This window comes from Parolsenella catena, assembly GCF_003966955.1.
GTDB classification, from domain to species: Bacteria; Actinomycetota; Coriobacteriia; order Coriobacteriales; family Atopobiaceae; genus Parolsenella; species Parolsenella catena.
In genome coordinates, this window is record NZ_AP019367.1 from 1 (window position 1) to 20,267 (window position 20,267).

The following is a 20,267-nucleotide window of genomic DNA, read 5'->3' on the forward strand; positions in this document are numbered from 1 at the left end:
TTTGCAGACGTTGAAAACTACTCGTCCCATATAATGAGTTTTCATCAATCCCATGCGTAGCATGTGCAACGCGAGGGACTGGCGGGAGTTATCTTGCCGCATGCGCGGCACTCAGACCGACGGGAAGCACATGGCCGAGTTCAACAACCAGGAGTCAGACGCCCAGATTCTGTGGGAGGACGTCGTCGCAATACTCACCGAGGACGGACTGGCGCCGTCGACCCTCGCGATGCTGCAGAGCTGCGAGGCAATCGGACTCACGGATGACACGTTGACCATCTCGGCAAAGAGCGGATTCGTGCGCAGAAACGTCGAGAGGAACGCAGACCTCATCAGGGGAGCAATCGAGCGAGCGGCGTTTCAGCCCATGCAGCTCGCGGTCGACCTCAACAGGGGAAGCGCGGCGGCATCAAGCGTCAGCGCACCGGCCGCCATCGCACAGCCACGGCCCGCGCAGCCCATCCCAGCGGCCACCGCACCCGCGTCCACGCCGACCGTCTCCATGCCGGCACACATGCCACAGGCGAATCCGGCGCCGGCGGCCCACGCCCCCGTCACAAACCAGACAACCATCTCGCGCGAGGACCTCGAGCGCCTGCTCAACCCCACGGCCGAGGCTGAGAGGGAGCCGGAGGCCGAGCAAGACGCCCTTGCCAGGCGCCGCAAGAACCCACTCGTGCAAGACATCGCCCCGGCAGACTCGCAGTTGACGTTTGACACCTTCGTCGAGGGCGAGGAGAACCAGCTGGCCTTCCAGGCCGCAAAGGCCGTGGCCAACGGAAGCAACGGCTATAACCCGTTGTTCATCTACGGCGGGCCGGGCATGGGCAAGACCCACCTGCTCAAGGCCATCCAGAACTACCTCGCCGTCAATGACCCCGACCGCATCTGCGTCTATCGCAACGCCCGCGAATTCGTGAGCGACTACACGGACGCCATGGTCGACACGTCCAGGGACGTCAAGCGGGCGCTCGAGCAGAACTACCATGACATCGATGTCCTCATCATCGACGACATCCAGGGGTTCCGCGGCGCGGCGAAGTCCATCAACTTCTTCTTCGACACCTTCAACTACCTCACGAGCAACGGCAAGCAGATCGTGCTCGCGGCAGACGAGAGCCCGGCCGAGCTCGGCCTGGAGGAGCGCGTGACCACCCGCCTGGACTCCGGCGTCACGCTCTCGATCCAGGTGCCGAACTATGAGCTCAAGCTCGGGCTCATCAAGGCGTTCTACGAGCGCATGAAGGCGGACGCCATCGAGAACGGCCAGCACGACTACGACGGCGCGCTCGACGACGCCTCCCTCGAGTTCATGGCCCAGAGGGCCGGCGCCTCCATCCGCACCATCAAGTCTTTCTGTCAGCTGTGCCTCCTCGAGGCCACGAGCCGCCAGGCCAGGGGCGAGGAGTTCACGCGCGAGGACATCTCGCAGATAGCCACCAAGAAGTGGGGCGCGGACACGCGCACGTTCACGATCGAGCAGATCCAGAAGTTCGTCGAGCAGCGCTACTCGGTATCCCACGCAGACCTCATCAGCAACAAGCGCAACAAGGGTCTCATGGAGCCACGCCACGTCGCGGTCTGGCTCGCGAGGGAGCTCACGGACTCAACGCTTGCCCAGATCGGCGAGCGGTTCGGCGGGCGCACCCATGCCACCGTGAAGCACAGCATCAAGTGGGTCGAGGACCGTCGTCACGAGGACCGCGTGGTGCACGACAAGATCGCGCGGATGAAGGAGGACCTCATGGCCGGCGCCTAGGGCTTTCTTCGTTGCCTGTGAAAAGTCGGGTGAAAACCGTTGAAAACCGCCCACGTCGCGTTGAAAGAGTTTTGCACATGCCTTCAACGTTCAAAAGAGAGGCTGTTTCTCAACAAGGGAAAAGGCCACGAACAAGGCGCTGAACTGGTACTTTGCAAACTTGTTCACATTTGAACACGCTTTACTACATCCACTAGCTATATATCTATATATACATACATAGATAGACAAGGAGAGACACATGCGCTTCACCGTCAGCCAGTCCTCGCTCGCCAAGGCGCTCTCAGTGGTCTCGAAGGGCATAGCCTCGCACTCAACCATTCCCGTTCTCGGTGGCATCCTCATGCGCGCCTCGAACGGAACCCTCGAGATGCAGACGTCTGACCTCGACACCTCGATCAGGCACAAGATAGCGGCCAACGTCGAGGAGGAGGGCGAGACGGTCATCTCTGGCCGCATGCTCTCTAACGTCGTGAAGAACCTTCAAGACGCAGCCGTCACCTTTGACGGTGGCGAGGGCACGATCAACGTCACGTGCGACAAGAGCTCCTTCCACCTCAACACGCTCAACGCCTCCGAGTTCCCGAGCTTCCCGGAGATTGCCATGGAGCGCTCGGTGGAGCTCCCCTGCGACGCCCTGTCGGAGATGGTCGACAAGGTCTACAAGGTCACGTCACGCGACACAAGCCGCCCCGTGCTGGCCGGCATCCTGCTGAACGTGGAGGAGAACTGCGTGCGCCTCGTCGCAACCGACTCCTACCGCCTCGTCGTGTGTGACACGAACGTCGAGACCTCCTCGCTCGAGGGCACGTTCGAGATGATCATCCCCGGAACCGCCTTCCATGACGTCCTGAGCCTGCCGAGCGACTCGGCAACGGTCATCATCGGCGCCACGACCAACCAGGTCATCTTCGTCTCGGGCAACACCACCTATGTCTCGCGCCGCATCGAGGGGACGTTCCCCAACTATAAGCAGCTGCTGCCCTCGAGCTGCCTTACCACGATGAGGACGAAGGTTGCCGACCTCGCCGGTGCCCTGCGCCGCGTGAGCTCCATCGCCACGTCCAACTCGGCCGTTCGCTTCGACGTGGACCCGGACGCCGGCCTCGTCACGCTCTCCTCGACCTCTCCCGACCAGGGAGATGCCCGCGAACAGGTGAACGTCGAGGTTGAGGGCGAGGCAAACTCCATCTGCATGAACTACCGCTACGTTGGCGACTGCGTGGGTGCCCTGTCGCAGGACAGCGAGGTCACGCTCGAGCTGCAGCAGAGCATGCGCCCAGGTGTGTTCAAGAGCTACGGCAAGATCAACTACCTGTACCTGCTCATGCCCGTGCGGATGTAGCCCGTGTCTCTTACCGTCTCGCGCATATCATTCAGGGACTACCGCAACCTCGCCGGCCGCGTGCTCGAGCCGTCTGAGGGCGTCACGGTGCTCGTGGGGCCCAACGCCGTGGGCAAGACGAACACGGTCGAGGCCCTACAGTACGTCACGAGCGGACAGTCCTTCCGCAGGCCTTCGCCGTCAGAGCTGCTCGCCCCCGGCGCGGCCGAGGCGCACGTCTCGGCCAGGCTCGAGGGGGACGGGCGCGTCGTGGACGTGGAGCTTGTGGCCACGCCCGACAAGCGTCGGTTTCTGCGCAACGGCAAGCCCTGCCGTGGGCAGGATCTCTCCGGGACGCTGTTGTCCATCCTGTTCTGCCCGGACGACCTCTCTCTCGTGAAGGGGTCGGCATCTCGGCGCAGGGGAGAGCTCGACTCGTTCGGAGCCCAGGCAAACGTGGGCTACCGCAAGGTCCTCTCCACCTACACGCGCTCGGTCGAGCAGAGAAACCGCCTTCTCAAGGATGGGTGCGACGCCGCCCTCCTTGATGCCTGGGACGAGTCGGTGGCCCTGGGCGGTGCCACGCTGCTCCACCACAGGCTGAACCTCTTTGGGAGGCTCTCCTCGCTCGTGTCCGAGGTCTACGCGGAGGTCGCCGGATCGGAGCGGCTTGCGTGCCGCTATGCCCCGAGCGTCGAGGGAGCCGAGGTGGGCATGGGCCGTGACGAGCTTGTCGGCCTCATGCTCGAGCAGATGCGCGCCCGTCGCGCAGACGACCTCCGCCGTGCCCAGACGCTCACGGGTCCGCACCGAGACGACGTCGTATTCGAGATAGACGGCCGCGACGCCCGTGCGTACGGGAGTCAGGGCCAGCAGCGCTCCGTGGCCCTGGCCTGGAAGATGGCTGAGGTGCGCCTGTGCGAGGACCTCCTCGGCGAGCGTCCGCTGCTTCTGCTCGACGACGTCATGAGCGAGCTCGACGCGAGTCGCCGCGCCTGCGTCACGCGCTTTGTCGAGGGTGGCATCCAGACGATCATCACGACAACGAACCTCTCGTACTTTGACGACGAGCTTCTCGAGAGCATGCTGGTGGTGCCCTATGGCCCAGAGTCGTAAGCGTCGCCTAGAGCGGCTCGAGTACGATCCCCTCGATCCGTCGAAGCAGCATCAGCCCCAGACCGCCGGCGAGCTCGTGTCCTCGTTTGTCGACAAGAACCTGCTCGCGGGTGCCTCGGCGGCAAGCCTGGCACTCACGACGTGGCGCCGCGTGGCCGGCCGCCGCGCGGCGAAGCACACGGTGGCGGTGTGGCTCAGCGAGCCCAGGGGAAGGGCCTCCCTTCCCGACCTCGTCGTCTACCTTGACGGACACGCCCTCATGGTTGACCTCACGACGAATGCCGAGCTGTACGTGGACCGCCTTGCGCACGCTGGCCTCGAGGTGGGGCACGTGTGCTTCAAGCTCTCGAAGAAGGCAGGTCAGCGGCGCGAGGAACGCGGAGAGACGCGTGAAGACCGTAGTGTTGCGCGAGACCTGCCTCCCCTCACGCCCCTGGAGCGGGCCCATGTTGACGCCGCGACGGCTCAGCTTTCGCCCAAGATTCGCGCGAACGCGTCTAAGGCGATGGAAATGTCGCTTCGCCGCGCGAAGCTCAAGACCACGAGAGAATCGCAAACCAGCCCTCAGAACCCGTGAGAGCCGCGCTGCCGTATAAGCGATGCCCCTTGCATGGTGTCTATAGGTTTGGGCCTAGAGATATCCGCGATATGTTCTAAACTAGGAAAGATTGACGTTAACCCTAGGGAAAGGACTGTCGCGTGGCAGAGACTCCCAAGAATTCCGAATACGATGGCGGAGAGATCAAGATCCTCGAGGGCCTCGAGGCCGTCCGCAAGCGCCCTGGCATGTACATCGGCTCGACGTCCGCCAGCGGTCTGCACCACCTCGTATGGGAGATCGTGGACAACTCCGTCGACGAGGCCATGGCCGGCTTCTGCACCGAGATCTCCGTCACGGTGCATGCCGACAACTCCATCACGGTCGTCGACAACGGCCGCGGCATCCCCGTCGACCTGCACCCGGTGAAGAAGATTCCGACGCTCGAGGTCGTCATGACGATCCTGCACGCGGGCGGCAAGTTCGACAACAGCGCCTACAAGGTGTCCGGCGGCCTTCACGGCGTGGGTATCTCCGTCGTGAATGCCCTCTCCAAGAAGGTCGTTGTCCAGGTCAAGCGTGACGGCAACGTCTATGAGATGCAGTTTGCCCGCGGCAAGACCACCGAGAAGATGAAGGTCGTGGGTCAGTCCGAGCAGACCGGCACCACGGTGACCTTCTGGCCCGACGATGAGATCTTCGAGACCTGTGTCTACGACTTCGACACCCTGCACAACCGCCTGCAGGAGACGGCGTTCCTCAACAAGAACCTCAAGATCTCCCTCACTGACGAGCGCGAGGCCACCCCGCGCGTCGAGGAGTTCTGCTATGCCGGCGGCATCATCGACTTCGTGAGGTTCCTCAATGACGGCAAGGACGTTCCCGAGGGCCTCAAGGATCCCATCTACATCGAGGGCAAGACCGGCCCTGAGACGCCTCTGGACAAGATGGGCGAGGTCGAGGTAGCCCTGCAGTGGAACAGCGGCTACGGCGAGAACGTCATGTCGTTTGCCAACGACATCTACACGCCCGAGGGAGGCATGCACCTCGAGGGCTTCCGCACGGCACTTACGCGAGTGGTCAACGACTATGCCCGCAAGCAGGGGCTTCTCAAGGAGAAGGAGGCCAACCTCACGGGTGATGACGTCCGCGAGGGCTTGTCTGCCGTCATCTCCGTCAAGCTTCCCGACCCGCAGTTCGAGGGCCAGACCAAGGCAAAGCTCGGCAGCTCCTACATGCGCACCCTCACGAACAAGGTCGTCTCAGACGGCCTGGCCGAGTATCTCGAGGAGCACCCCAAGCAGGCCCGCACGATCGTGAGCAAGGCCCAGCAGGCGTGCAAGGCCCGCACGGCCGCCCGCAAGGCCCGCGAGGCCACGCGCCGCAAGAGTCTGCTCGAGAGCGCGAGCCTGCCCGGCAAGCTTGCCGACTGCTCCGTGCGCGACGCCGAGCTCACCGAGCTCTTCATCGTGGAGGGCGACTCGGCAGGAGGGTCTGCCAAGGACGGACGCCGCCGAGACATCCAGGCGATCCTGCCGCTGCGAGGAAAGATCCTGAACGTCGAGCGCGTCGGTGACCACCGCGCCTTCTCGTCCGACACGATCCAGTCGCTCATCACCGCCATCGGCACCGGCGTCACGACGGCTGCCGGCGACGGTGGCGACTTCGACATCACCAAGGCCCGCTACCACAAGATCATCATCATGACCGATGCAGACGTTGACGGCGCCCACATCCGCATTCTGCTCATGACGTTCTTCTACAAGTACATGCGCCCGCTCATCGACGCCGGCTACATCTACGTCGCCTGCCCGCCGATCTTTGGCGTCAAGGTTCGCAAGAAGATTCACTACGTCTACCCCAACGGTCGCCAGACCGAGGAGGAGATCCTTCGCGACACCATCCGCTCGCTCGGCTTCTCGCCCGACGACGACGGTGACACCAAGGACGACTCCGGCAAGCTCAAGAAAAAGAAGAGGGGCTACGACGTCCAACGCTACAAGGGCCTGGGCGAGATGGACCCCAAGCAGCTTGCCTCCACGACGATGGACCCCAAGACACGCATCCTGCAGCGCGTGACCATCGAGGACGCCGCGGCCGCAGACCGTGCCGTCCGCGAGCTCATGGGCAGCGAGGTGGGCTATCGCCGCGACTACATCGAGCGCCATGCCCATGACGCCCGCTTCCTCGACGCGTAAAGAGACCTGCCGACTTAGATAGAAAGGCCATACATGGCAGACGATACCAACATCACGGGTGGCGAGAACGGCGCCGACCTGCCCGAGGACCTCAGGAGGCTGCTCGACCGCGCCTCGGCCGAGGACGAGGGCACCGACGTCTACGTCGAGTCCGATGAGGACGAGGACAGCGACGACGACGGCGAGCTCGAGGAGGAGTTCGGCGACGCCGGTCGCGGCACCGACTCCGGCGAGACGGACGAGCATGGTGGCGCCCTACAACTCTCCGAGTTTGGCCACGAGATGCGCCAGAGCTTCATCGAGTACTCGATGTCGGTCATTACCGCCCGCGCGCTGCCGGACGTCCGAGACGGCCTGAAGCCGGTGCACCGCCGCATCCTTTACGCGATGAATGAGAGCGGCATCTTCCCCAACCGCCCGCACAAGAAGAGTGCGTGGACGGTCGGCGAGGTCATCGGCAAGTACCACCCGCACGGCGACTTCGCGGTCTACGAGACGATGGTTCGTCTCGCACAGTGGTTCTCCATGCGCGTGCCCCTTGTCGACGGTCACGGCAACTTTGGCAACATCGACGGCGACGGCGCGGCGGCCATGCGTTACACGGAGAGCCGCCTCGCAAAGCCCGCGATGGAGCTGCTGCGAGACCTGCAGAAGGACACGGTCGACTGGCAGCCCAACTACGACGAGTCGCTCTCCGAGCCCTCCGTGCTGCCGGCCCGCTTCCCCAACCTGCTCGTGAACGGCTGCAACGGCATCGCCGTCGGCATGGCCACGAACATCCCGCCGCACAACCTCGGTGAGGCCATCGAGGCTGCGTGCATGCTCATCGACAACCCGGACGCCACGACCGACGAGCTCATGCAGGTCATGCCCGGCCCCGACTTCCCGACGGGCGCCGTCATCATGGGCATGGACGGCATCAGGGAGGCCTACGAGACCGGCCGCGGCTCGCTCACCGTGCGCGCGAAGGCCCATGTCGAGGACATGAAGAGCGGCCGCTCCCGCCTCGTCTTCACCGAGATGCCCTACCAGGTCAACAAGGGCTCCCTGCAGGAGAAGATCGCCCAGCTCGTGAACGAGAAGCGCATCGAGGGCATCTCTGACCTGCGCGACGAGTCCAACCAGAAGGGCATCCGTCTCGTCATCGAGCTCAAGAAGGATGTCATTCCGCAGGTCGTGCTCAACAACCTGTACAAGTACACCCAGCTCCAGACAACGTTCGGCGTCATCAACCTGGCCCTCGTCAACGGCACGCCAAAGCTGCTGACGCTGCGCGAGATGCTCCAGCACTACATCGACCACCAGGTTGACGTGGTGACCCGCCGCACGCGCTTCGACCTCAAGAAGGCCCAGGCCCGCGCCCACATCCTCGAGGGCTACCTCATGGCCCTCGATCACATCGACGAGGTCATCAGCATCATCCGCTCGAGCCGCACCGACTCCGAGGCCTCCGAGCGCCTCATCGAGCGCTTCGGCTTCACGTCCGAGCAGACCACGGCCATCCTCGAGATGCGCCTGCGCCGCCTGACGGGCCTCTCGCGCGACCAGATCCAGGAGGAGCTCAATGGGCTTCGCCAGGCCATCGCCTACTACGAGGACCTGCTCGCCAACCCCGAGAAGATCCTGGGCGTCATCAAGGACGAGATGCGAGAGATCGAGCGCAAGTTCGCCGACAAGCGCCGCACCAAGATCAACCCCATGGGCACGCGCGAGCTCAACGTCGAGGACCTCATCGCCGAGGAGGACATGGTCATCACGGTGACGCACTCCGGCTACGTGAAGCGCACGCCGGTTGACACCTATCGTGCGCAGAGGCGTGGCGGCAAGGGCGTCCAGGGCGTCAACCTCAAGGACGATGACTTCGTCGAGGACCTGTTCGTGGCGAGCACGCACGACTACGTGATGTTCTTCTCGAACAAGGGCAAGGCGTATCGCCTGAAGGTCCACGAGCTGCCGATTGGCCAGCGCACGGCCCGCGGCACCGCCATCGTGAACCTCGTGCCGTTCTCCGAGGGTGAGCACGCCACGGCCGTCATCACGTGCCGCGACTTCCCCGCCGACGAGTACCTTATGTTCGCCACGGCCGCCGGAACCGTGAAGAAGACGGCCATGAGTGCCTACGACCGCACCCGTCGCGACGGTCTTATCGCCATTAACCTGCGTGAAGGCGACGAGCTTGTGAACGTCCGTCGCGTGCGCGAGGGCGAGAAGGTCATCCTCGTCTCCACGGACGGCAAGGCCATCATGTTCCCCGAGAGCGACGTGCGCCCGATGGGCCGTGACACGAGCGGCGTGCGTGGCATCACGCTCAAGGGCGACGCGAAGATGCTTGGCATGGAGATCACGAACGGCACCGGCGACTTGTTCGTCATCACGGAGAAGGGCTACGGCAAGCGCACCCCGGTCTCTGAGTACCCCGAGCACAAGCGCGGCGGCCAGGGTGTCTTCACGATCACGATGACTGACAAGAAGGGCCAGCTCGCGGCCTGCCGCGTCGTGGACCCGAGCCACGAGCTCATGATCGTGAGCACCACCGGCGTCGTCATCCGTGTGAGGGTCGAGGACATCTCCGAGCTTGGACGCTCCACGCAGGGTGTAAAGGTCATGGACGTGGACGAGAAGGACTCGGTGTGCGCGCTTGCCCGCATGGAGGTCTCCGAGGACGCCGACGAGCCTGACGCCGGCGAGACACCCGTCGAAGACGAGTAACCAAGAGGGCCCGAAAGTGTCAAAGACTCTCGGGCCCTCTCTTTGAACGGATATGAAGCGGGACCAAGACCGTCAGATGGCCTTGGTCCCGCTTTTCTAGTTCTGCCTTGGCGCCTTGAAGTCATCCGGGGTGAGGCTCTCGACGAAGTCATGGAACTCGGCGGCCTCGCGCTCCTGCTCGTCTCTCTTCACGGCAGCGAAGTCGGGCAGCCCGGCGCACCGGAGGACCTCCTCGCTGGCAAGCACGGGGGCGTCAGCCTCGATGGCGGCGGAGATGGCGTCCGACGGCCGTGCATCGATGTGATGCTGCTCTCCAGTGGCCGAGCGGATGTCAAGCGTCGCGAAGAAGGTGGCACCCTCGACGCGCGTGATGCTTACGCTCTCAAGATCGGCTCCCAGCGCGTCGATGACATCGACGAGCAGGGCATGGGTTGCCGGTCGCTTGTGGTCATCGGCATTCGTGGCGCGCGCAACGTTGGCGGCGTCGACGGTGCCAACGCTGATGGGCAGCACGAGCTCGCTCTGCTCGCGCTCCGTCTCGTCTTCTGAGTGCTCCTGATCGGGCTGCAGGATGATGGCGGAGGGAATGGGGCCACCTCCCACGATGAGGTTCTTCAACGTCATCTTGACCACGTGGACCATCCCTTCTCGTCTTGATGTGACAGGGGCGTCATCGCCAGAGTCACTGCCCGTCCCTTAGGTAGCGATATGCTACCCGTTGTCATCGAATTTGGCGGCGCAAAAACTTTTTTGAAAAAAGTGGTTGACCTTCGTTTGGGCGATGTTTTATTATAGCGAAGCGCGTTGTGGCGAACACACCGCATGTGGGCCCGTAGCTCAGTTGGTCAGAGCGTCCGGCTGATAACCGGGAGGTCACAAGTTCGAACCTTGTCGGGCCCACCACCTTTTCGCCAATAAACGCCCCAGCGTGAGCCGAGTCGCCGCTGGGGCGTTTATTACTAAAAGGGGACGTAGCTCAGTTGGGAGAGCGCGGGCTTTGCAAGCCTGAGGTCGTGGGTTCGATCCCCATCGTCTCCACCAGTCTGTTTCGCCGGAGTGCTTCTCCGGCGTTTTTTTATGCTGACATCCCTTGCCCGACGCCCGCATTCTCAAGACATCTCTGAATGCCCGCGAAGCGTGAAAAGGTGTAATCGTTATCGTTTCTCCGGACTCTGCCGTCTGCTTCAAAAGCGTTGAATATTTTGGACTCTGTTGAGACTTTTATTATCTCCCCCTCTCGAATATCGTGCGAAGATACATGGTGTGACGAAGGGAGGCGACTCGTGCGCGCAACTAGAAAGCTTCAACATATTGCCCCCCCTCCCGTTATCTCTCCCCGTCGCTAATCATTGAGGTCGCCTCTTTCTCCCTCTACTTCTTCACCTGGAAGCTCTGCATGTCCGTAACGCTGGGGCGTACTCCTCGCCTTGCGGATCCCGGCGTCATAGGGAACGTATACGCGATTCTGCTCGCCTTTACGGGGCTTGGTTACGTCCTATTCTGGGTCGCGGGAGCCTATCTTCCCGGCTCGATGGAGAAAAGGACCGCTGCCGCTGCCGCAATGTCTCTTTGTGTTACCGGAGCCATTGGGATGGTGGCAACCCTTCGCCTGCCCGGCTTCCTTATCGCGAGCAGCACGACGATTCTGGCTCTTGGCTACCTTGGCGCCGCCGTCCATTATGGATTTAGCCTCGTGTCGTACGAGAGCGAGGTCTCTGGACGAGCGCTTGGGATTGGCATGGGCGTAGCCTCCCTGCTCGAGTATCTAGTCGAAACCCTCGGGATGACCCCCGCGGTCTTTGTGGTCTGCGTAATTCTGAGCGCGCTTGCCATTTTGTGGCTTGACGGTCGTCCCGCTAGGCGGTGGCTATACGATCATCGGCCATCACCGCAGCAGGTATCCGGCGTGAGCAGGGGGTCGATCGTCCTTCTTGCAGTTGCTGCCGCCGCCATGACCCTCGACTACGGCCTTCTCGACGGCGTCCTCGTCTGGAACTATGCAAATGGGAATATCCTCAGCATCGGTCTCTCCAAGATCGCCTACTCGCTTTCGCTTCCGTTCGTCGGCGTGCTGTTTGACCTGAAGAAAGGCCGTCTTCGCTCCCTCATCACAATATGCGCGATGTTCCTCGTCGCTGCGGCGGTGCCTGCGGCGGAAACGCCGGAGGGAATGCCCGCCGCTGCCTTTATCGCGGGAATATATGGCTCTTTCTATCTCATGTATCTCAGCGCGAGCTTCATGAGGGTCGCGCCCAAGACGTCTTGCCCGGAGATCGTTGCAAGTATGGGAAGGGCCATCAGCTGTCTCGTGGGCGCTTTGGGCGCACTGTTCGCACGCTTCCTCTTTGAATCGCTGGGCGTGGTCGTGACGGTGACCTTGTCATGCTTGCTTTCGGTCGTCTGCCTTCTCGTCCTTGTTCGCGACATCGCGTGGGGAATTACGGAGAACCTGGACGAGAAGAAAGAGGGGGCCGGCGAAAATCCCATCCAGGTGTCTGCCCTTCCATCCCGCGAAGAAGCGCTCGTCCTATACGCCGAGAAGATTGGTCTCACTGCGAGGGAGGGGGAAGTGTATATGGCCCTCCTGACGACGGACCTCGGTGTTCAAGAGATTGCCGATGGCCTGTTCATCTCACGCCGCGTGGCACAGAGGCATATCTCCGCCATCTACGAGAAGGCGAGAGTTACCACGCGCGTTGGTCTCTATCGAGAATTCGACGCCTGGTTCGACGAATTCAAGACTCGCGAGAGGGGCTAGGGCGAGAGAGGCCAGAGGCGTTTAATCGCTCTTCCGTATCGATAGATATGTGCCTCTTCAACCATCGCGCGGCTTTGTTTTCCCTTACCGTTCGTGGAAACGGTGATTTTTAGAACAAGCTAATCTACCTGCGAGTTCTCAAATTTGGCACACATGTGACCTATTGAATTGACCTCGATTTACTGACGATAAGATAAGCTCGGTTATCTAGCTTTCGTCGGAGGAGGTCACCATGAGGCGACTAAGGCTTCTGTTGTTGTTTGCGATATTCCTTACGTTGGCACCTGTCTCGGCCTTCGCCGCCACGGCTGGCGCTACCACGGTCGCCGACCCCTCGTCTGCGTCAACGTGGCGCAACTGGGACCTCGAAAACTCGACGGAGAACGTCGGCCGCATTTGGACCGATAAGACCGTCTCGGATGACAACATCGACCTCACGGGTGCCGGCGGCACCATGACGACCGAGAAGGGTGACTCGGACTTCCTGACGTCACTCTCCGCCATCTCCTCGACGTCGAACCTGACGATGACGTCCTCGACGCCGTTGGATATCGTCCTCGTTCTCGACGCCTCTGGCTCGATGGACGATTCGATGGGCAACCGTGACTCCACCAAGCGCATCGATGCGCTCAAGGCTGCCGCCAACGCCTTCGTCGACGAAATCGCGAAGGCAAACGAGGGTGTCTCGGACGCAAACCAGCAACATCGCGTCGCCGTGGTGAAGTTTGCCGGCAACGGCACGGAGCGCATCGGCAACGATACCTACTGGTCTGGAGGCTACAAATACAACTACAGTCAGCGCATGCTTGGGCTCACCGCTTGCACGCAGGACGGCAAGGGGACCATTACCTCCCGCATCAACGCGATCGAGCCTGCCGGCGCCACCCGCGCCGACGAGGGTATGAGCCAAGCCAAAAAGGCACTCGATGACAACCCGCGCCCTGGTGCAAAGAAGGTTGTCGTGTTCTTCACGGACGGTACGCCGACTACGAGCAATGAATTCAGCGAGAGCGTCGCCAACCGCGCCGTTTCCACCGCTAAGGCCCTTAAGGATGGTGGAACTACCATCTACACCGTTGGCATCCAGAATGGCGCCAATCCTTCCGTTGACCCCGACAGCTGGGGAGCTACGAAGGAGAACAAGTTCCTGCACGCCGTGTCCAGCAACTATCCCGCCGCAACGGAGTATGACGAGCTTGGTGCGCGCGCGACTGACTCTGACTTCTATAAGACGGCGACGAATGCCGACGACCTCAAGGATGTCTTCAGTGGAATCTCGCAGGACATCGTGAGTGCGGCCGGTCATCCCACTGATGTCGTCGAGGGTGCCGAGAACACGTCTGGTTACGTGACGTTTACTGATCAACTGGGCGACTACATGAAGGTCGACAGCTTCAAGAGCATCGTTTTTGCCAGGCGGGTCTTCTCCGCCCCCGATGTCTCCCGATCTGACAATGTCGATACCTACACGTTCCATGGCACGGCCGGTAACGTGCTCTATCCCACGGGCGACCTTGCCGATATCGTTATTCGCGTCGAGCGCTCCGATGATGCCCGGACCGGTGACAAGGTGACCGTCTCCATTCCGGCGTCCCTCATTCCGCTTCGTCATTTCAACATCGACGAGGATGCGGGAACCGGCGACGTGACGCTGACATTCCCCATTCGCGTGTTCTATGGGTCAAGCCTTAAGGAAGAGGCGATTGACCTCCTCGCGAATCCCGACGAGGCCATGGCGGACTACATTGCCAGCCACACGGATGAAGATGGGAAGGTTTATTTCCTCGCGAACGCGTACTCCGGTGGGGTGGTGGATGGCGACACGACGTCTGCATTCACTCCCGCGACGGGTAACAGCTACTACTACATCACCGAAGACACGCCCCTTTACCGTGATGCTGAGTGCACGCAGCGCGCTCGTGGTCCGCTGAGCAGCTCTGCGACGTATTACTACAAGCGTTCCTGGTATGACATTGCTGACAGAAAGGCCACCAAGTCTTCGAGCGTGGCCTCCTTCCCCGGCAGCGTTGCCGAGGGTGTTACGGGCGCAATCGCCACTGATGAGTCCGGATATCTCATCCTGAGGAAGGGCTCCCGCCGCCTCACCTACATCAACGAGATGCACACCGATAAGGATGCCAACGCCACGGGTACCGCCTCTTCCATCATCAACCCCCACTGGAGCGGCAGGACAATCAACGTTGCCCTTGGCAACAACGGTCGCATCTCGCTCGAGCAGCCCGGAACGCTCGCGATTTCCAAGACGGTCGCTGTTCCCGCTGGCTTCGACGAGGGTTACTACAACGACCTTAACTTCACGTTCAACATCTCGATTCCCGATGCTGCCGGCAAGACGTTCAAGGCCACCGTCAAGGGTAAGGACGGGACGGCCCACGGTGACGCGTCCTGGGACCTCACGCTCGACGCCCACGGCAATGCCACGCACACGCTCAAGCACGGAGAGACGCTCTACGTGTATGGCCTTCCTCGGGGAACTGCCTACACCGTGACCGAGGAAGCCGCGAACGGCTTTGTGACTTCGCCCACCGTGCCGCAGGAAGGCACGATCGAGGCCGGCCTTGAGGCTAAGGCAGAATTCAGGAACACCTACTCCGCTAAGGGAACGCTCTCCGGCAGAGAGAACCTCGCCGGAGAGAAGATCCTCGATGGCCGCGATTGGCTCGCAAACGATAGCTTCACGTTCATCCTCCAGGGTCTCGACGGTGCACCCATGCCGGAGGGTGCCGAGGGAAACATCTCCAGGATTGTCGTGACGAGCCCCGAAGGCACGCCCTCCGGAACGCCTGTTGCCTTCAACTTTGGTGACATCGCCTACAACGCGCCTGGCACCTACACCTATCAGATTTACGAGCCCGCCGAGGAAGCCGCGACGCCCGGTGTGTCGACCTCACTCGCCCTCTACACCGTGACCGTCACGGCCGAGGACAACCACGACGGAACGCTCGCCGCCTCTGCCGGGATCACGTGCGACCGCGACGACCTCGGTGCCGAAGTCGCCGCAGAGGCCGCCGCGACGAACGTCGCGAGGTTCACGAACACCTTCGACGCCACTTCGCAGGAGTGGGCACCCATCGCCACGAAGACGCTGCACGACGCGTCTGGCGCGCTGTCTCTCCAGCCCGATATGTTCGAGTTCTCGCTGACGCCCATGCCCGGCGCTCCCATGCCCGCCGACGCGACCGAGCTCGTTGGCAACAACAACGCCCATGGCGTCGTGGTCTTCGAGGGGATCACCTTCACGAGCGAGGACGTGGGCAAGACCTACCAGTACAGGATTTCCGAGAAGGTCCCCGCCGATCCTCGTCCCGGCATGACATATGACGACGCGGTCTGGATCGCGACCGTGACTGTGACCCACGAGACCGTCGACGGCGAGAACCTCGTCAAGGTCTCCGCCACGTATGCCCGTGAGGGCGAGAGCGAGGGCCATGGGGAGGCTGCGTTCGAGAACTCCTATACGCCCGAGGCGTTCGCTGAATCCGGAATCATCAAGGGCGAGAAGCAGCTTGTTGGCCGAGACATGCTCGATACGGATAACTTCAACTTCTCCCTGAGCCTCGTCTCTGGCCCCGAGAATGGTGTCGTCTCTGACATGCCTCTCAATCGTGTGACCAACGGCAACGTGGTCAACCTTGAGTCTGGCGAGATGACCTTCACCAAGCCTGGCGAGTACGTCTTCGGCATTCGCGAGAACGCCCCTGCCGAGGATGGCGCGGGCATCACGTGGGACCGCCACGTCGCCACCGCAACCGTCACTATCGTTGACAACAATGGCACGCTCGCCCTTAGGAACGTCTCCTACGACAACACGACCTCTGCGATCGATAAGGACAAGGGCATTACCGATTACGCGGCCTTCACGAACGTCTACGCGCCCACCGAGGTCGCCTACTATCCCGGTCTTACCGTGAGCAAGGTCCTCACCGGCCGCTCCATGGATATGGGCATGTTCTCCTTCACCATCAAGGGCAAGGATGCTACCGCCGAGACCGGAACCACTGCTGCGACGGCTGACGAGGCAAATGCCTTGCTCGCCGATTCCGACAAGAGCTTCTCCAACACCCAGAGGCGCGCAAGCGGCATCGCCGAGGACATGGCGAAGCTGTCTGACGTGGTCTTTAGTGCGGAGAACGCCAACAAGACCTATGCGTTCGATGTGGCAGAGGTCATCCCCGCCGATAGGGATAAGATCCCTGGCGTTAGCTATGACAACTGCACGCACGAGGTAGTCGTCTCCGTCATCGATAACCTCGACGGCACGCTGACGGTCACGACGAAGATCGACGGCCAGGTCGTGAGCGACGACAGCCGTAGGGTCCTGTTCGAGAACACGTACCATGCCGAGGATGCCACGGTCGCAACGGCTGACTTTGGCCTGACGAAGGTCCTCGAAGGCCGCGACTGGCAGAATGGCGACAGCTTCACCTTCCTGCTCGAGGGCGTCAACGGCGCTCCCGTCCCCATGGGTGATGACGGCGCGCCCTCTACGGAGGTTGCCGTTAGCTCCAATGATGCCACCGACGGGGTGGCGGAGATCGACTTTGGCTCCATCGTGTACACGCAGCCTGGTCAGTACGAGTACAAGGTCACCGAAAAGCGCGGAAGCGCCGGTGGTATGACCTACTCTGACAACGTCGCTGTCCTCCGCATTACCGTCCGCGATAACACCGAGACTGGCAAGCTCGAGGCTTCCGTCGAGCGCGTGTCCGGTGACGGGGAGTTCGTCAACACCTATGACTCGAGCATCCCGTCCGATCAGCTCGTGAGTCCCCACTTCTCCAAGGTTCTCGAGGGTCGCGAGTGGCGCGAGGGAGACAAGTTCACCTTCACGATCATCGCCAAGGACGGAGCGCCTCTTCCCGTCAATGCCAACGGCGAGGAAGTCACCAGCGTGACCGTCCACGACGCCACCGAGGCGGCGGACTTCACGTTTGGCACCATCCCGTTCACCTATGACATGGTGCGCGATGGCGCCCGCACGTTCGTCTACGAGGTTCGCGAGAAAGCCTCCGGCATCTCCGGAATCTCTGACGACCCCCACGTCGCGACGGTGACCGTGACGGTTGCTGACCGGGGCAACGGAACGATGAGTGCCGTCGTGAAGAACGAGAACAACGTCTTCAAGAACACCTACAGCTCTCGCCTCGACTACACCGCCGCTGGTGGCCTGAGCGTCACGAAGACGATGAACGGCCGAGCCATGAGCGCGGGAGAGTTTAGGTTTGACGTTGTCGCCAACGGCGATGGCGACAAGCTCGGGATTGCCGGCGAGCACGCCAGCTCCGCAGCCCCTGACGGGGACGAGGCTCTTGTGGTGAGCTCGCCCACGGGCGTCACGTTTACCCAGGAAGACGTAGGGAAGGTCTACTCCTACACCATTACCGAGAAGGGCGGCAATCTTGGTGGCGTCAGCTATGACGCAACGAGCTACAACGTCGAGATCACCACGGATGATGACGCTTCCAACGCCAGGCTCACGGTGACGACGCGCGTTACGAGCACGTCTGGTATCGACAACACGTACACCTACGTTGCCGGTTCCGATGCGAACGCCGCTGCTAAGGTCTCCTTCGAGAACTCCTATGCCGCCGCGAGGACGACGACTTCCATCGTTGGCACGAAGTCCATGACGAACGGCCTCATGTTTGACAACGACTTTAAGTTCCGCCTCGCCTATGGCGCGGGTGACCGTGCGGTCGTCTCTAACGCTACGAATGTCAACGGCAAGGTGGACTTCGGGACCCTGTCCTACGACAGCAAAATACTCGAGGGCCTTGTTGGCAAGGGTCTCGCTACTCGCACGGGCAGCACCTGGACGATTCCGTACGTTGCCTACGAGGTCACCGATGGCCTGGGCGACCGGGGCGTGACGCCCACGGCGTCGAGCTTCCCCTTCAACGTGACCGTCACGGACAACGGAAAAGGAACGCTGACCTGCACGACGAACCTGCCCACGGGTGGCCCCGCGTTCCGCAACACGTACGCGACGGGCGAATCCGTCTCCATCGAGCTTGCGGGCTCCAAGCTCCTCAACGTCGACGATGGCCTTGCCGGGGCAGATATCGCCGGTAAGTTCAAGTTCACCGTGACGGGCTATGACGGCGCTCCCATGCCCGAGCGCACCACCGCCACGAACGGCGCGAACGGCAACGTCGGCTTCGGCTTGATCACGTTCACGTTCGACGACCTTCTGAAGGCCCTGGGCGAGACTCCTGGCACTACGGACGAGGCTGCCGAGGCGCTGGACGCCCCGACGACGAACGCCCCTGAGGCCACGCCCGATGTCCAGACCGGAGAGCCCGCCTCCGCCGCGGAGAACTTCTCTGACGGGGCCGAGCCCGAAGACGCTGCTCCCAAGGCGGCCCCTGAGGCCGAGGGAGAGGCTCCCGTAGCACCCGACGCCACCGAGTCCGCGCCCGCAGCCGAGCCTGCGCTCGAGGCCCTCGCCAACCATGACGTCGAGGGGGATGCCACCGCCACGGCATCCTGGCGTAGGTCCCGTAGGGCGATGCGCGTCGTCTCCGACACCGCTGAGACGGACGGAGCCGACGAGGCGGGTTCCGAGCCCGTCCGCGAGCGCTCCCACACTTATCGCTACGACATCACCGAGAGCGGTTCGGCAGATGGCGTCACGAACGACACACAGTCCACGCGTACCGTGTATGTCAAGGTCACGGACAACGGCCGTGGCAGCCTCACCGCAGCCATCGTCGACGAGCACGGCAACGTGCTCTCCGGTCCCGCCTTCACCTTCACGAACTCCTACAGCGTCACGTCCACCACTTCGAGCGTCACTGATCAGATCAGGGTCCACAAGACCCTGACCGGGCGCACCCTCGATGCGAACGAGTTCACCTTTGAGCTTATCGAGGATGGGCGCGTTGTTGCCACGGGCACGAATGACGCATCGGGCAATGTGGCTCTGAGCACCATCGAGTACACCGCTCCTGGCGTCCACAACTACACGATTCGCGAGCATGGCTACGGGACCACCGCGAATGGCGTTACGTATAGCGATGCAACCTACCGTGTGACGACGACCGTCGTGGACAACGGGGACGGAACCCTCGGCGTTACCCACAAGCTTGTGGATGCGGATGAGGCCGAGTTCGAAAACGTCTACACCGCCAAGCCCACGAAGCTCGCGCTCACCGCAGCCAAGGTGCTCGAGGGCGCAGTCCTCAAGGCCGACCAGTTCACCTTCAAGCTCTCCGGTGGCGGTGTGGAGCTCACCGCGACGAATGACGCGAACGGTCAGGTTACGTTCTCCGATCTCTCCTTCACGCAGGTCGGCACCTACACGTTTACCATCTCCGAGGTGAACGATGGCCAGCAGGGCGTCACGTATGACGAGCCGGAGCGCAAGGTCACTGTCACGGTCAAAGACGATCGTCAGGGCAACCTCATCGCGAGCGTGAACCAGGAGGAGCTCGCGGCTTGCGTGTTCCGCAACACGTACACCAATCCCGAGGAACCTGCGAAGCCCACGACCCCGGCGACGCCCACGAAGTTCGTCCCGCAGACGGGCGGCCCCATCGAGTCCGCACCCATCGTGGTTAGCGCGGTTCTCGGCGTCGCCATCCTCGCTGTTGCCCTCATTGTGAACAAGAGGTGAAAGAGGAGCTAGGGGACTAAGAAAGCCTAAGCCGGCGCGGCTCCTCCCATTGCCGCGCCGGCGAGGGTCTGCTCCTTTCCACCGGGCGGGTTCGTCGAGCTTCTCCCGTTCTCCTTTCGCAATTCCCGTCCGGTGCTCTGGGAGCCGAGGTCAATTGGCCTCGGCTCCCTTCTCTTTTGGCACGGAGCACGCAACCTCGTGCGAGGATGCGTTACCATCTTTTCGATAT

The 20,267-nt window shown here is 62.1% G+C and carries 9 protein-coding genes and 2 tRNA genes; 10 read left to right on the forward strand and 1 reads right to left on the reverse strand.

Features of this window, described 5'->3' with window-relative positions:
• The first annotated feature begins 130 nt into the window (after window positions 1-130).
• From Pcatena_RS00005 to gyrA, 6 genes are all read left to right on the forward strand, one after another.
• Window positions 131-1,759 (forward strand): DnaA ATPase domain-containing protein, encoded by a 1,629-nt coding sequence (locus Pcatena_RS00005; protein ID WP_172596320.1) that lies wholly within the window; start codon window positions 131-133, stop codon window positions 1,757-1,759.
• A gap of 241 nt (window positions 1,760-2,000) precedes the next feature.
• Window positions 2,001-3,104, forward strand: a complete 1,104-nt coding sequence (gene dnaN, locus Pcatena_RS00010; protein ID WP_126420496.1) for a DNA polymerase III subunit beta — start codon at window positions 2,001-2,003, stop codon at window positions 3,102-3,104.
• Between the two features lie 3 nt (window positions 3,105-3,107).
• A complete protein-coding gene (gene recF, locus Pcatena_RS00015; protein WP_126420498.1) occupies window positions 3,108-4,199 on the forward strand; it encodes a DNA replication/repair protein RecF in 1,092 nt (363 codons plus the stop codon).
• The gene (locus Pcatena_RS00020; protein WP_126420500.1) at window positions 4,183-4,776 is read left to right on the forward strand and encodes a DciA family protein; all 594 of its coding nucleotides are present in this window, start codon (window positions 4,183-4,185) and stop codon (window positions 4,774-4,776) included. The genes recF and Pcatena_RS00020 overlap by 17 nt, the downstream gene beginning before the upstream one ends.
• A gap of 122 nt (window positions 4,777-4,898) precedes the next feature.
• Window positions 4,899-6,935 carry a DNA topoisomerase (ATP-hydrolyzing) subunit B gene (gene gyrB, locus Pcatena_RS00025; protein WP_126420502.1) on the forward strand — a complete coding sequence of 679 codons (2,037 nt, stop codon included), beginning with the start codon at window positions 4,899-4,901 and terminating at the stop codon, window positions 6,933-6,935.
• A gap of 33 nt (window positions 6,936-6,968) precedes the next feature.
• Complete coding sequence (gene gyrA, locus Pcatena_RS00030; protein ID WP_126420504.1) at window positions 6,969-9,644, forward strand: DNA gyrase subunit A; 2,676 nt, start codon at window positions 6,969-6,971, stop codon at window positions 9,642-9,644.
• Window positions 9,645-9,740: 96 nt separating this feature from the next.
• On the opposite strand, the gene Pcatena_RS00035 is transcribed toward gyrA, so the two are convergent.
• On the reverse strand, window positions 9,741-10,268 hold the full coding sequence (locus Pcatena_RS00035; protein ID WP_408634304.1) for a bifunctional nuclease family protein: 528 nt from the start codon (window positions 10,266-10,268) through the stop codon (window positions 9,741-9,743).
• 202 nt (window positions 10,269-10,470) lie between these two features.
• Here Pcatena_RS00035 and Pcatena_RS00040 point away from each other — a divergent pair.
• From Pcatena_RS00040 to Pcatena_RS00055, 4 genes are all read left to right on the forward strand, one after another.
• Window positions 10,471-10,547, forward strand: a tRNA-Ile gene (locus Pcatena_RS00040).
• 62 nt (window positions 10,548-10,609) lie between these two features.
• A tRNA-Ala gene (locus Pcatena_RS00045) sits at window positions 10,610-10,685 on the forward strand.
• A 355-nt stretch (window positions 10,686-11,040) separates the two neighbouring features.
• A complete protein-coding gene (locus tag Pcatena_RS00050; protein WP_126420508.1) occupies window positions 11,041-12,402 on the forward strand; it encodes a helix-turn-helix transcriptional regulator in 1,362 nt (453 codons plus the stop codon).
• Window positions 12,403-12,634: 232 nt separating this feature from the next.
• Entirely contained in the window at window positions 12,635-20,038 is a 7,404-nt protein-coding gene (locus Pcatena_RS00055; RefSeq protein ID WP_126420511.1) for a Spy0128 family protein, read from the forward strand.
• Window positions 20,039-20,267: the final 229 nt, after the last annotated feature.

Bases quoted from the DNA above. Each gene is read 5' to 3' on its own strand.
- Pcatena_RS00005 (WP_172596320.1), top strand. From the start codon at position 131: ATGGCCGAGTTCAACAACCAGGAGTCAGACGCCCAGATTCTGTGGGAG.
- dnaN (WP_126420496.1), top strand. From the start codon at position 2,001: ATGCGCTTCACCGTCAGCCAGTCCTCGCTCGCCAAGGCGCTCTCAGTG.
- Pcatena_RS00020 (WP_126420500.1), top strand. From the start codon at position 4,183: ATGGCCCAGAGTCGTAAGCGTCGCCTAGAGCGGCTCGAGTACGATCCC.
- gyrA (WP_126420504.1), top strand. From the start codon at position 6,969: ATGGCAGACGATACCAACATCACGGGTGGCGAGAACGGCGCCGACCTG.
- Pcatena_RS00035 (WP_408634304.1), bottom strand. From the start codon at position 10,268: ATGACGTTGAAGAACCTCATCGTGGGAGGTGGCCCCATTCCCTCCGCC.
- Pcatena_RS00050 (WP_126420508.1), top strand. From the start codon at position 11,041: ATGTCCGTAACGCTGGGGCGTACTCCTCGCCTTGCGGATCCCGGCGTC.
- Pcatena_RS00055 (WP_126420511.1), top strand. From the start codon at position 12,635: ATGAGGCGACTAAGGCTTCTGTTGTTGTTTGCGATATTCCTTACGTTG.